Here is a 13,286-nt window from a genome sequence, read left to right on the forward strand (position 1 = left end):
CCGCCGCCGCCGCCTCCCCCGCCGCCGGTTGTGGCGCCTCCGCCTCCTCCGCCGCCGGCTCCGGTCGCGCCTGCCTATGAAGCCCGCGAGTTTGTCGTTTACTTCGAATTCGACAAGTCCGATCTGACGGCTGATGCACAATCGGTTGTCTCGGCTGCCGCTGATTACGCCAAGGCCGGTAACGCCGCCCGTATCGTTGTCGTCGGTCACACCGACACCTCCGGTTCGGCTGCTTACAACATCCGCCTGTCGGAACGCCGCGCTAAGACCGTTGCTGATGCCCTCGCTGGCCTCGGCGTTGACGGCTCCAAGCTGGCTGTCGACTGGAAGGGTGAAGCGGACCTGGCTGTTGCCACCGGCGACGGCGTGAAGGAACCTCTGAACCGTCGTTCGACCATCGACATCACCTTCTAATTTGAAAGTGAGGGACTTCGGTCCTCGTCAATAGTCGAATTAAGACTCAATGGCCCGGCCTGACGTAATGTCAGGCCGGGTTTTTGTTGTTTCAATTGAAGGTCGGAGTGCAATTTGTACGATGTCCAAATTCAAACATAGTCACCAATTTGACGCTACGTAAGGCTCTTATCTGTCGTAATCGTTGACGACTTTCGCCTCATGTCCACGTCAATTAAGGTCAGAATTGGGGCGTGATTTCCAAGCCTGACTTCCACCTGGTGGATTCGTGTTGTTCTGATGTCGCAAAGCGCCAGATAATATATATCAATAAAAACAGTAACATTCTTATATTGCGTCGCAGCATGTGTTGCTGCAATGCCGCAACACGTTGCGTATGTGACAATTGTCACAAAACGTTCATAGGATTTGTAAAAAAAAAGTTATAAAGAGCCCTAGAGATCAATCCGGCAAATATTTCTGAATGTCCGAATACGCACAGGCGGTGAAGCCTGATTTGCGCGCAGGATACCTATGTCGTGTTGCTTTTTTGTTTTAAACCTGGAGAGGGATACTCCTTATGAAGTTCACCAAGTCTATTATTCTGGCCGGTACGGCTCTGACGGGCCTGTTCGTAACCACAGTCGCATTTGCTCAGTCGACGGCGACGGAAGAAGTTGAAGTCATCGTAAAGGGCTCGAAAAAGGGTCTGGGCCCCATTAACAAAGAAGTCGGCACCAAGACCAAGACCACGATCGGGCAGGACTTCATTTCCACCCAATCCAGCGGCCAGACAATTGCCGAAACCCTCAACCTGACGCCGGGTTACAACTTCACCAACAACGATCCGTATGGTTCGTCGGGTGGTAACATGCGTCTGCGTGGCCTTGACAGCTCGCGTATCTCGTTGACGATGGACGGCGTTCAGTTGAACGACGCGGGCAACTACGCCATCTACACCAACCAGCAGCTTGACCCGGAACTGATCCAATCTGCTACGGTCATCACGGGCGCGACCGACGTCGACTCGATGACAGCCTCCGCTTCCGGCGGCACGGTCGCCTACACCACCCGCAAGACGGCGAAAGATTTCGGCGTTGAAGCGACGATCGCTACCGGCAGTTTCAACTTCAACCGCGCTTTCGTCCTGGTGAACACGGGCGCCATTGGTCCATTCGGTACGCAAGCCTGGTTTGCGGCATCGAAGACTAACTACGACACTTTCACGATTGAAAAGCCGAACACGGGCAAGCTCGATAAGCAGCAGGTCAACTTCAACATTTATCAGCCGCTGAGCAACGGGTCCTACTTCGGTATTCGCGGTCACTACAATGAAAACCGCAACCGCTTTATCTTCGGCCAAAGCCTGTCGAACTTCGCCTCGAATGGCAAGTATTACAACAGTGCGGGCATCAACAACATCAACCCGTCGAACACCGGCAACCTGCGCGGCTATTCGAAGTGGGTGATCAATGATCACTTCTTCTTCACCGTCGATCCGACCTACCAATTCGTTGAAGCCAACGGCGGCGGTACGGGCAGCATCAACGAAACCAACGGGCAGATGTCGGTCAGCAGCCGCACCTACCGCTATACGGAACTGGCGGGCGTTGACATCAATGGCGACGGCAAGCTGGGTAGCGTAAGCCTTTACAACCCGAACACGACGACGACCAACCGCTATTCGATCAGCTCGACCGGCGTTTACACTTTTGACCGGGGCGATGTTCTGCGCTTCGGCGTCTCGCTCGATCGCGGTCGCACACGTCAAACCGGCGAGAGCACCTTGCTTGATGCCAGCGGTCGTTACGTCGATCCGTTCGGTGGCCGTGACGACAAGAGCCTGCGCATCCTCGGCAAGGACGGCTCGGTGCACGAACGTCGCCAACGCTTCTCCCTGGCCAATGTCGATACATATTTCCTCGAGTACCGCGGTCGCTTCCTGGAAGATAAGCTGTTCGTGTCGCTGGGTGTGAAACAGCAAAAGATGGAACGCGATCTGAACCAATTCTGCTATTCGCCGGATGACGGTTCGGGCTCCTACGCTCCCTTCTGCACCACCACCGCCCCGACGGTCGATTATGGTAATGGCACGGTTGGCTTCGGCTATACCTACTTGACCTCCGGCGGTGTTGCCCATACGCGCTTCATCAAGCCGTATCACACCAATGTTGACTTCTCGAAAACCCTTCCGAGCCTCGGCGTCACCTACCAAATCGCCGACGGCAGCCAGCTCTATGCCAACTATTCGGAAGCCTTGTCGGCGCCACGTACCGATAACTATTATGGCGTCATCTACCAGGACAACGCTGTGAAGCCGGCCAATCCGCTGCCGGAAACCAACAAGACGCTTGAATTGGGTTATCGCTTCTCGTCACCGACCTTTACAGCTCAGGCTGATGTTTGGGCCCAGAAGTATGAAAACCGTATCGTGTCTTCCTATGACCCGGCTTCTGACAGCTACTTCGACCGTAACGTCGGCAGCGTTGACCTTAAGGGTGTCGAAGCTTCGGCCGCGTGGGCTCCGTCCACCAAGGTTTCCTTCTACGGCAGCCTGACCTATACCGATACGGAAATTCTCGACAACTACGCCAACGGTTCGACCACCACGGTCAACACCAAGGGCAAGGCTCTGCCGGAAGTTCCGGAATGGATGGGGGCATTCGGCGTCAGCTACAAGCCGTTCAAGGACTTCTCTTTTGATCTGAACGGCAAGTATGTGGGCGACCGCTACGCCACCGATCTGAACGATCTGAAGACGCCGTCCTATACGGTGGTCAACGGCTCCGCCCGTTGGGATCTGCCGGAGACCGGCTTCACGAAGCCGGGCACCTACCTGCAACTGAACGTGATCAACCTCACGAACAAGTACTACTTCGGCTCGATCAGCAGCACCGTCGCTGCCTCTAATAATCCGTCTTTCAATGTCGGTGCGCCACGCACCGTCATGCTGTCGCTTCACGCCGCTTTCTAACCATAGCGCATGATGAAACAAAGAACGGCTTCCGGATTTCCGGGAGCCGTTTTTTTATGTAAATCGTGGTCAAGTCGCCCGGCCCTGTGCTAAGAGCCGGACATATCCTGGAGACCAATCTCCGAGTGACCAGAGCCGCAGCGGATCGTCGTCCGCAGAGGCCAATTGGCGGGAGTCATCATGACACGTATCGTTCCGGCGGAGTGGGAAGCGCACAAGGCCATCTGGCTCGGCTTTCCCAGTCACGAAAACCTGTGGCAGGAAGACCTGATCCCGGCCCAGGCCGAGGTGGCGGCGCTGGTGCGGACCTTGTGTGAACTGGGTGGCGAACACGTCAAACTAATGGTGATGGGGGAGGCGGCGCGCAGCGCGGCGCAGGACCTGCTGGGCGATCTGAAAACCCTGGACATCGTCGATGGCCGTTTCGGCGATATCTGGTTCCGCGATACGGGTCCGATCTATGTCAGTGACGACGCCGACGATGATGACTTGCATCAGGCCCTGCCGGTCAGCTTTCAGAACAATGGCTGGGGCGGCAAATATCACCTAAAGCACGACGATGAGGTGGCGCTTCAGATCAGCCAGGCCGATGGTTTCGCCCACACCGTGCAGGATTTTATCCTTGAAGGCGGCGCGTTGGACCACGACGGTCACGGTACGGCGCTGACCACGCGGCAATGCCTGCTAAATCCCAATCGCAATCCGGGCTGGACCCAGTCCCTCGCCGAAGAAGCCCTGTTTCAGTCCCTGGGCATCCGTAAGGTGATCTGGCTCGATGACGGTATGCTCAACGACCACACGGATGGTCACGTTGACAATCTGGCGCGTTTTGTGGCGCCGGGTGTTGTGGCCTGTCCGATCGCCTATGGGCGTGATGATCCCAACGCCGCCGTCTACGACGCGACGGCCAAGCTGTTGTCGTCCCAGACCGATGCCCGGGGCCAGCCGCTCCAGATCGTGCGCATTCCGTCACCGGGCGAAGTGCTGGACGAGGATGGCGAAATCATCCCGGCCTCCCATATGAACTTCCTGATTGCCAATGATTGCGTGGTCGTGCCGATGTATAACGACCGGCCGGGCGAACTGGCGGTTGAGGCGCTCCAGATCCTCTTCCCGGAACGTCAGGTGCTGGGCCTGTCGTCGCGCGCCATCCTGACCGGCGGCGGCAGTTTCCACTGCATCAGCCAGCAGGTGCCGCTAATCAAGGCGTGACCCGCGCCCCCTTTTTTTGACCATGCCGGACTGCCGATGCATTCCGGAAATGGAGTATGATAGTCATGACCCGTACCGTGTCCGTCGCCGCCATCCAGACCGCCTATGGTCCCGATATGGCGGCCAATATCGCCAAGACCGAAGCCTTTGTGCGCGAAGCTGCCGCGAAGGGCGCTCAGGTCATCCTGCCGTCGGAACTGTTCCAGGGCGAATATTTCTGCGTGTCGCAGGAAGAGAAGTGGTTCGCAACCGCCTTTCCGTGGCGTGAACATCCCGCCGTCCTGGCCATGCAAAAGCTGGCGCGCGAACTGGATGTCGTTATCCCGACCTCGATCTATGAAAAGGAGGGCCCGCATTATTTCAATTCGCTGGTCATGATCGACGCCGGCGGTGAGCTGATGGGCGTGTATCGCAAGAGCCACATTCCCGACGGTCCCGGTTATCAGGAAAAGTACTATTTCCGCCCCGGCGACACCGGCTTCAAGGTCTGGGATACCCGATTCGCCAAGGTCGGCGTCGGCATCTGCTGGGATCAGTGGTACCCGGAAGCCGCCCGCGCCATGGCATTGCAAGGCGCCGAATTGCTCATGTATCCGACCGCCATCGGGTCGGAACCGCACGATGCAGAGCTAAATACCGCCGCGCCATGGCAACGCATCATGCAAGGCCACGCGGTCGCCAATGTCATGCCGGTGATCGCCTCCAATCGTATCGGCACCGAAAGCCTGATTTCGCCGCAGAACGGCGCGGGTCAGACCTTCTATGGCCATAGCTTCATCGCCAATCATCGCGGCGATAAGGTGGCGGAATTTGGCGCCGGAGAAGAAGGCGTTCTGGTGGCCCAATTCGACCTCGACTTCCTCAATACGCACCGCGCCGCGTGGGGCTTTTTCCGCGACCGCCGCCCGGAATTATACACGGCGCTGGCCTCGCCACGGCCGGCACTTTAACGAGCCCGCGCTTTGCCGCAAAGGCATTGTCTCGGTCCACATAAAGGGAAGCGCCATGAAACAGATGCCTTTGATTGCTGTCTTGAGCCTGTGCTTTGCCCTGAGCGCCTGCGCCCAGACTCCGCCGCATGTCGAAGCGGGCCCGGTGGGGTCGCGCCTGGCCATTACCGATGACCTGCAATGTCGTATTCTGGCTGATCTCGGCCAGGCTCTGTCGGCTGACAATTTTGATCCTCAGGTCGACGGCGAAGGGGGCAAGATCGACTGCACCACGGCGTTCCGGTCGGCCGGCCTGCCCATGACCGGTAGCGAAGAGCGCAGTGTGCGCTTCGGCGCGCCGCAGTTTACCGGCGACGACGAGGCCTTCGTCAGGACGGACTTCGTCTGCCGCCGTCTCTGCGGACATGGTGAAATGATTACCCTGCATCTCGATGGCGGTCGCTGGACGATCGCCAATCGCAAGACCACCTGGATGTCGTAGGCCGCTATTGTGGGATCAGGAGGGCTTGCGCTTCTGCCGCGCTCAAAAGCCGCCATTTGCCGGGTTTCAGATCACCAAGGGTCAGGGTGCCCATCTGCGCGCGATGCAGGGTTTCGACATGGTTGCCGACGGCCGCGAACATGCGGCGGACCTGATGATATCGCCCTTCATAAAGGGTGAGGCGCGCCGTTTTTTCACCGGTCACTTCAAGGAAGGCCGGTTTCAGCGCATCCTTTTCGCTTTCCAGCACAAGTGTGCCGGCGGCGAAAATAGCGGCGTAATGGTCTTCGATCGGACGGGCGCAGGTCACTTCGTAAATCTTGGCGACATGATTTTTCGGCGAAATGATCTTGTGCAGATAATCGCCGTCATCGGTAAACAACAGAAGGCCCGACGTATCGGCATCGAGCCGCCCGATGGTCGACAGGACCGGTTTGCGTTCGGCGAACCGTGACGGCAGAAGTTCATAAACAAGCCGCCCGCGATCCTTCAGCGAACAGACATAGCCGGTCGGCTTGTTCAGCATCATCACCATGCCGAAGGCGGGGTCCAGCGCCTTGCCCCGGTAGCGGATCTCTTCGTGCGCAATATCGGTATCGTCGGACAGCGGCGTGCCGGCGGCATCGGTGATGGCGCCCATGCGGATCAGCGTCTGCATCTCCTTGCGCGATCCGTAGCCCAGATTGGCGAGGCGCTTGATCAGCTTCACTTGCTGACACCCTTCGGGCCGACGGCGCGGAAGACCTTGTAGTAGCCGTTTTCGGCGGCGACGCTGACCGACTTGAAGACGCTGTTCAACGTCTCTTCGTAGGGCAGGTGCCGGTTGGCCACCAGCCACATCTGTCCGCCCGAAACCAGTGCCCGCGCGGCTGACACGATGAACGCCTTGCCGATGTCATGGCGATCGGCGCGGTCCGTGGCGTGGAAGGGCGGGTTGGTGATGATGGCGTCGTAGGGGCCGGGAAGGGGCTTGGTGGCATCCAGCCAGTGGAAGCCGACACGGTCGCCATAGGCCGCCAGGTTTTGCCGCGCCATGTCCAGCGCGCGGCCTTCCGCTTCGATGGCGTCGAGGTGGGTGACGGCCGGATTGCGCTTCAGCACCTCGTCGGACAGGAAGCCGAAACCGGCCCCCAGATCGGCCACCTTTCCCTTGAACGTCGCGGGCAGGTGTTGGGCCAGCAGACGTGAGCCCGGATCGAGATGGTCCCAGGCAAAGACGCCGGGGCGGCTGACGAAGCGACCCTCTTCGATATCGCGCGGCGCGTCCAGTTGCCGCCAGTCCGCGATCAGGGCGGCATCGGCGCGAGTGGCATCGACGCGCGCCCAAAAGACGCGGCACTTATTCTTCGACTGGCTGGATATATTGCCGGCCAATGCCTTCAAATCGCTCTCGACGGTCTTGGCGCCTTCGTTGTTGGACACGGCGGCCATAACGATCCCACCGTCCACTGTCTGCGTCAGGGCGCGGGCCAGAAGGGCACGATATTCTTCGCGCTGGCGGGGCGGCAGGACGATGGTCAGGCCGAAGGGGCCGGCATCGCTATCGGCCATGGCAAAGCCCGCACGCAGCAGGGCGTCATGCTGCGGCTTGAAGCTCTGTTCACAGAGCAATTTATCACGCGCGATGTCGTCCAGCGCGTCACCGGTGCGGGCGCGCAGGAAGAGGGCGGGGCCGTTGGCGGGCCAATCGATAGCGCCGCTTTCGAGCGGCAGGAACAGGGTATCTAAGACGGGATCTTGCATCGGCTGGCTATCGCACAGACAGCCGCAAAAGCAAACTGCCTTGCATACATTTCTGAAATATCAGAACCGACATCAGTCGAGCCGATATATGCGGGCGTCCCATCCCGCCAGCTCGCCCGTCGAACCGTTATCGTTGGCCAGAATGGGTGCGCGCGCCGGACAGTCGAAGGCGACGGCCTCACTCGAAAAATTCAGGATAATGAGAAATGATGTATCGCCGAGGGTGCGGCGATAGGCAAAAATCTGCGGATGATCGGGGGCGATGTCCTCATAGTCGCCATAGATCAGGGCGGGGTTGGCGTGGCGCAGGGCAATCAGACGGGCATAGTGGTCATAGATGTCCTGACCCGTCGTAGCGTTGATCTCGGCAAAATTCGGGTTGAGCGCAAACCACGGCGTGCCGGTCGTAAAGCCGCCTTCGGCCGTCCAGGGAATGGGCATGCGGGCATGGTCGCGGCTGAGCCTGTTCTGATTGGCGAAAAAGGCCTCCGGGCGCCACTGACCGCTTTCCACTTCGTCGCGCCAGGCATTCAGCGTCCAAAGGTCGTTGAACTGGCTGATGTCGCTGAACGCGCGGTTGGTCAATCCCATCTCATCGCCCTGATAGATAAAGGGTGTACCTTTCATCGTCAGGATGAGGGTGGCCAGCAGCATGGCCGATTTTTCCCGCCATTGCTGGCTATCGTCGCCGAACCGGGAAACGATGCGCGGATTGTCATGGTTGCTGAGGAAGACGGTAGGCCAGCAATGGCGGTCCAACGCCGCATCCTGACGCGCGAACACCGCCTTGAGGTCGGTCAGCCGCCAGGGCCTCCAACGCCCGTCCGGGCCGCGATCGACCTCGACCGCCGCAAACTGGAAAATCATGTCCAGCTCCTGGCGGCGTTCATCGATCAGTTTCGGCGTGTCCACCAGGGTGACGCCGAAGGCCTCGCCCACCGTCATGACGTCGTACTGGCTCAATACGTCCCGGTTCATCTCGTGCAGATAGTCGTGAACATAGGGGCCGTTGGCATAGACATATTGCGGTTTGGCGCGCAGGTCTTCGGGCAGGTCGGGAAAGGACTTGTCCTTGGAAATGAACGGGATGACGTCCATGCGGAACCCGTCGACGCCCTTGTCCAGCCAGAAACGCATCAGATCATAGACGTCATGGCGGACGGCGGGATTGTCCCAGTTGAGGTCCGGCTGCTTGGGGTCGAACAGATGCAGATACCAATCGCCGCTCGCGTCCTGCGTCCAGGCGGAGCCACCGAAAATCGATGTCCAGTCGTTCGGTTTGTGATCGCTCCAGATATAGTAGTCGCGTTTCGGATTGTCGCGCGACGACCGGCTTTCGGCAAACCAGGCATGTTCGTCCGAGGTGTGGTTGACGACCAGATCGATGATCAGCCGCATGCCGGCGGCCTTGATCGCCGCCAGCAGGTCGTCAAAATCTGCCATGGTGCCGAATTCGGCGCCGACCCGGCGGTAATCGCGGATGTCGTAGCCGTTGTCGGCATTGGGGCTGTCGAAATGCGGCGACAGCCAGATGACATCGACCCCCAACCCCTTGATGTGGTCGAGTTTGGCGATAATGCCGCGCAAATCCCCGATTCCGTCGCCGTTGGAATCATAGAATGAGCGGGGATAGACCTGATAGACCACGGCCGCCTTCCACCAGCGTCTGACATAGCCATTGGGCGTGATCATATCCGCTGTCTGCACGCGTCTCTCCTGTCATTTATTCGCCGTGAGCTTGCCTCCACTTGGCGTAGGCGTCCAGCGCCTTTTGCGGTGACGTGCTGTACCAGTTGTAGCCCTTGCGGCGCTCGGTGGAAATCTCCATCACATCGTCGTGGATGGTGAGGTCGCGGTCGCCGAAGAGCGGCTGGCCCGTCGTCAGGCTGTAATAGCGGGCCCACAGTAAAGGCGCGCCGGCCTGTTCGATCAGTTCGCGATCTTTCGTCCATACCAGATCGTGCAGGGCGGAGGCTTCCAGCCAGGCGGCGCCGGCCTTGACGGCCGCAACCACGCGGGGCGATGGGGCCTTGATGGCCATGAGGTAGATCAGGAGGTTGGCGCTTTCCGAACTGGACAGGGCGGCCGGTTCGAAATTTCGTGCCCCGACCGGCGCCAGGCTAAGGGCGTCGTGCTGTTGCCCCCATACGGTCAATCGGCCGTCGATCCGGACCTGGGTGTCGAGGATACAGGTCAGGGCGCGCGCTTCGGCGTCACGGGCCTGGGTGCGCAAGGCGGCCGATACGAAAGCGAAGTCGGCTTTGCCGGCAGCCACGTCCGACAGCAGGCTGGTGATATCGCCCAGCGCATCGTCATTATAGGTGATGGCGTCGTGATATCCCCCTTGCAGCGGATAGACCTGGGGCCAGCCGCCATTCGGATACTGCGCGTCCAGAATATAGCCGAGACCGCGCATAATGCTGGCGCGATAGGCGTCGCCATCCGGTCCGGGCGTTTGCGCCGCCACGCGCGCCAGAAAGCGCATTTCGGTGGTTGTCGCATTGTTGTCGAACGTGCCGACCCAGTTCCACGCCAAGTCGTCCGGGATGGCCTTGGCGTGGCCAGCGACATAGGGCTGGCCCATTTTGCGCAACTCGCCATCGCGCGGCATATTCTTGCTCCAGCCGCCAGCCGGGGTCTGGAAGCTGACAATGACGTCGGCAACATGACGCGCGCCCGGCGTGGCGTACCACGCGGCTTCACGGTCGAGCGGCATGGTGTGGATGCCGGCACTGGTCTCGGCGACGGGTAGAACGGCCCCGTTGGTGGCCTGTTCCGCCGCCAATGCCGCCTTGTCGGCCGCCATCTGCGCCTGCGACCGTGCCAGATAGGCCTGCCAATCGCTCTTGCCGGCTACCCGCGCCTCTGTTAGCGCTTCGGCGGGCACCGTCTTGCCGACCACCGCGGCGTGACCGGGAGCGGCGATGAAAATCGCCAGGGCGATAAGTGAGGCTGCGCGCATGGTCGGTATCCCTGAATTTGCTTTTGGGGGAGAGTGCCACCACCCAGGCGGGGGCGCAAGACAAATGATACCGGTGTCATTTATTGACTAAAATCCGCTCTTGCATCAGGCCACAAAAATACGCATATAGGCCTCGAGACGGCTGGGCGAAGGCCTCGCCAACCTGGTCAGGGCCGGAAGGCAGCAGCCACAACGAATTCACCTTCGGGTCAGTCGTCTCACTCCGCGCTTTACGCGGATGTTTTGGCTCGGACGCCGCATGTCTCGGCCTGCCAGACAAGCCAGCGACGCTTAAAAAAACCTCACAATTGCACCTGTGCACGAATCGAGCTTTGTGGGCTGACGCTTGCGTAAAAAGCCACTATATAAGAAACCATGTCCGATCATTCTGACCTTGACGATCCTTTTGCCAACGCTGAACTGGATGTGCCGGAGCGCGATGACCTGACCGACGATATGTTCGGCGGTGCGCCGGAGCCCAAGTCGTTGCCGGTCGCCAAGCCGATCGACAAGTCCGAAGCCTATACGGTTCTGGCCCGTAAATACCGTCCGCGCACCTTCGAAGACCTGATCGGCCAGGAAGCCATGGTGCGCACCCTGACCAACGCCTTCCAGGCCGGACGCATTGCGCACGCCTTCATGCTGACCGGTGTGCGCGGCGTGGGCAAGACCACGACGGCCCGCCTTCTGGCCCGCGCGCTCAACTACGAAAGCGACACGGTTCATGAGCCGAGTGTCGATCTGTCGGAGATGGGCGTTCATTGCAAGGCCATCATCGAAGGCCGTCATATCGACGTGCTCGAACTCGACGCCGCGTCGCGAACCGGGGTCGACGCCATGCGCGACCTGCTCGAATCCGTCCGCTATGCCCCGGTCGAGGCGCGTTACAAGGTCTATGTCATCGACGAAGTCCACATGCTGTCGACGGGCGCTTTCAATGCGCTTCTGAAGACGCTTGAGGAGCCGCCGCCCCACGCCAAGTTCATTTTTGCCACCACGGAAATCCGCAAGGTGCCGGTGACCATCCTGTCCCGGTGCCAGCGTTTCGACCTGCGCCGCGTCGAACCCGAAACCCTGACGCCGCATCTGGAAAAAATCTGCACCCTGGAGGGGGTCAAGATCGATGCCGACGCGGTTGCCCTCATCGCCCGCGCTGCCGAAGGATCGGTGCGTGACGGCCTGTCTCTGCTTGACCAGGCCCTGGTGCAGAGCGAAGCGGGAGAGACGACGAGCGCCGAAGTGGTGCGCGACATGCTGGGTCTGGCCGACCGCTCCGCAACGCTGGCCCTGTTCGAAAACATCATTTCCGGTCAGATGAGCGAAGCGCTGCTGGCCTATCGCACCCTGTACGGGTTTGGCGCCGATCCGTCCCAGATCATGGGCGACATGCTGGAATACGCCCACGCGACCTCCGTCGCCAAGATTCTGGGCGCCGATGCAACGCGCCTGCCCAAGGCGCAGGCCATGCGCGTGACCGCCCTCGGGTCGCAACTGTCGGCGGGCACACTGTCGCGGCTGTGGACTCTGATGCTGAAGGCGTTCGAAGAATTGCGTCGCGCCCCGGATGCTTCGGCGGCCTTTGAAATGGCGCTTGTGCGCTTCTGTTACGCGGCTGACTTGCCGGGCCCAGAACTTCTGATGAAGCGTCTGCAGGGCGGTGAACCTCTGGTGCCGAACGGTCCGGGCGGCCTGCCCGGTGGCGGCGGTGGGGGAGGCGGCGCGACCGCCGTCCAGATGCGCCCGCAGGTTCAGGCCCTGCCCAATCCGCAAACCTTTCCCGACGTTCTGAAACTGATCTCCGAAAAGCGCGATATCGGTCTGCGCACGGACGTCGAGCAGTTTGTCCGCCTGATTGCTTTCAAACCCGGTGCGATCACATTCGAACTGGCGCCGCGCGCCCCGGCCGATCTGGTGCGCCGCCTGTCGATGCGCCTGCGCGAATGGACCGGTAGCCGCTGGCTCATCGCGACGGAAGGTTCCGGCGGCGCGGAATCGATCATGGAGCGCGACAAGCGCGAAACCGCCGCCGCCAAGGCGCGTCTCCAGGCAAACCCGTTCGTTTCCACCATGCTGGAAACCTTCCCCGGCGCGGAAATCATTGCCGTCCGCGCCCGCCCCAAACCCGTGGTGACAGAGACGGAGCCCGTGGTTCCCGTCGATGAACGTCCCGATGAAGATAAGGAAAACGACTGATGGATTTTGCCGCCATGATGAAGCAGGCGCAACTCGTCCAGCAAAAGCTGCACGAAGCGCAGGCCAAGATGAGCGAGAGCACGGTGCATGGCACCGCCGGCGCCGGTCTGGTCAAGATGGACCTTAAGGGTTCGGGCGACATGAGCGCGCTCACCATCGACGAAAGCCTGATGGCGCCGGGCGAAGGTGAAGTGCTGGCCGATCTGATCCGCGCCGCCCACGCCGATGCGCGCCGCAAGCTGGATGACCTCAATAAGGAAGTCATGGCGGAGGCTGCCAAGGATCTGGGGCCGGGCGGCGGTCTGCCCAACATGCCGAAATTCTTCTGATTTATGCGTGAAACCGCGCCTCCTTCCTGTATCTGCCGGCCTGTTGCGG

11 protein-coding genes and 1 other RNA gene are annotated in these 13,286 nt (G+C 60.2%); 8 read left to right on the forward strand and 4 right to left on the reverse strand.

All coding sequences use genetic code 11. The features are described from left to right. From AEAC466_RS34595 to AEAC466_RS34615, 5 genes are all read left to right on the forward strand, one after another. On the forward strand, positions 1-414 hold a 414-nt coding region (locus tag AEAC466_RS34595), incomplete at its 5' end, for an OmpA family protein (protein WP_023458433.1). A 559-nt stretch (positions 415-973) separates the two neighbouring features. After that, the gene (locus AEAC466_RS34600; protein ID WP_023458434.1) at positions 974-3,367 is read left to right on the forward strand and encodes a TonB-dependent receptor; all 2,394 of its coding nucleotides are present in this window, start codon (positions 974-976) and stop codon (positions 3,365-3,367) included. Positions 3,368-3,547: 180 nt separating this feature from the next. Further along, positions 3,548-4,579 carry an agmatine deiminase family protein gene (locus tag AEAC466_RS34605; RefSeq protein WP_023458435.1) on the forward strand — a complete coding sequence of 344 codons (1,032 nt, stop codon included), beginning with the start codon at positions 3,548-3,550 and terminating at the stop codon, positions 4,577-4,579. A gap of 65 nt (positions 4,580-4,644) precedes the next feature. Beyond that, complete coding sequence (aguB, locus tag AEAC466_RS34610; RefSeq protein WP_031238870.1) at positions 4,645-5,529, forward strand: N-carbamoylputrescine amidase; 885 nt, start codon at positions 4,645-4,647, stop codon at positions 5,527-5,529. 55 nt (positions 5,530-5,584) lie between these two features. Continuing rightward, a complete protein-coding gene (locus tag AEAC466_RS34615) occupies positions 5,585-6,010 on the forward strand; it encodes a hypothetical protein (protein ID WP_023458437.1) in 426 nt (141 codons plus the stop codon). 4 nt (positions 6,011-6,014) lie between these two features. Here AEAC466_RS34615 and AEAC466_RS34620 read toward each other — a convergent pair whose 3' ends face one another. The 4 genes from AEAC466_RS34620 to pelA all read right to left on the reverse strand — a co-directional run bounded on the left by AEAC466_RS34620 (position 6,015) and on the right by pelA (position 10,715). Continuing rightward, on the reverse strand, positions 6,015-6,719 hold the full coding sequence (locus AEAC466_RS34620) for a pseudouridine synthase (RefSeq protein ID WP_023458438.1): 705 nt from the start codon (positions 6,717-6,719) through the stop codon (positions 6,015-6,017). Continuing rightward, on the reverse strand, positions 6,716-7,753 hold the full coding sequence (locus AEAC466_RS34625; protein ID WP_023458439.1) for a class I SAM-dependent methyltransferase: 1,038 nt from the start codon (positions 7,751-7,753) through the stop codon (positions 6,716-6,718). The genes AEAC466_RS34620 and AEAC466_RS34625 overlap by 4 nt, the downstream gene beginning before the upstream one ends. A 72-nt stretch (positions 7,754-7,825) precedes the next feature. After that, complete coding sequence (locus AEAC466_RS34630) at positions 7,826-9,460, reverse strand: glycoside hydrolase family 13 protein (protein WP_235074272.1); 1,635 nt, start codon at positions 9,458-9,460, stop codon at positions 7,826-7,828. A 16-nt stretch (positions 9,461-9,476) separates the two neighbouring features. Beyond that, a complete protein-coding gene (pelA, locus tag AEAC466_RS34635) occupies positions 9,477-10,715 on the reverse strand; it encodes a pectate lyase (RefSeq protein WP_023458441.1) in 1,239 nt (412 codons plus the stop codon). A gap of 132 nt (positions 10,716-10,847) precedes the next feature. On the opposite strand from pelA, the gene ffs reads away from it, so the two are divergent. The 3 genes from ffs to AEAC466_RS34645 all read left to right on the forward strand — a co-directional run bounded on the left by ffs (position 10,848) and on the right by AEAC466_RS34645 (position 13,237). Next, positions 10,848-10,941, forward strand: an RNA gene (gene ffs / locus AEAC466_RS44145) — signal recognition particle sRNA small type. Positions 10,942-11,090: 149 nt separating this feature from the next. Then, positions 11,091-12,908 carry a DNA polymerase III subunit gamma/tau gene (locus tag AEAC466_RS34640; RefSeq protein WP_023458442.1) on the forward strand — a complete coding sequence of 606 codons (1,818 nt, stop codon included), beginning with the start codon at positions 11,091-11,093 and terminating at the stop codon, positions 12,906-12,908. Beyond that, positions 12,905-13,237: a YbaB/EbfC family nucleoid-associated protein gene (locus AEAC466_RS34645; RefSeq protein ID WP_035429943.1), complete on the forward strand. Its 333-nt coding sequence runs from the start codon at positions 12,905-12,907 to the stop codon at positions 13,235-13,237. The genes AEAC466_RS34640 and AEAC466_RS34645 overlap by 4 nt, the downstream gene beginning before the upstream one ends. Positions 13,238-13,286 lie beyond the last annotated feature (49 nt).

Origin of the sequence: Asticcacaulis sp. AC466, from assembly GCF_000495815.1 — a bacterium.
GTDB lineage: Bacteria > Pseudomonadota > Alphaproteobacteria > Caulobacterales > Caulobacteraceae > Asticcacaulis.

Bases quoted from the DNA above. Each gene is read 5' to 3' on its own strand.
- AEAC466_RS34600 (WP_023458434.1), top strand. From the start codon at position 974: ATGAAGTTCACCAAGTCTATTATTCTGGCCGGTACGGCTCTGACGGGC.
- AEAC466_RS34605 (WP_023458435.1), top strand. From the start codon at position 3,548: ATGACACGTATCGTTCCGGCGGAGTGGGAAGCGCACAAGGCCATCTGG.
- aguB (WP_031238870.1), top strand. From the start codon at position 4,645: ATGACCCGTACCGTGTCCGTCGCCGCCATCCAGACCGCCTATGGTCCC.
- AEAC466_RS34615 (WP_023458437.1), top strand. From the start codon at position 5,585: ATGAAACAGATGCCTTTGATTGCTGTCTTGAGCCTGTGCTTTGCCCTG.
- AEAC466_RS34625 (WP_023458439.1), bottom strand. From the start codon at position 7,753: ATGCAAGATCCCGTCTTAGATACCCTGTTCCTGCCGCTCGAAAGCGGC.
- pelA (WP_023458441.1), bottom strand. From the start codon at position 10,715: ATGCGCGCAGCCTCACTTATCGCCCTGGCGATTTTCATCGCCGCTCCC.
- AEAC466_RS34640 (WP_023458442.1), top strand. From the start codon at position 11,091: ATGTCCGATCATTCTGACCTTGACGATCCTTTTGCCAACGCTGAACTG.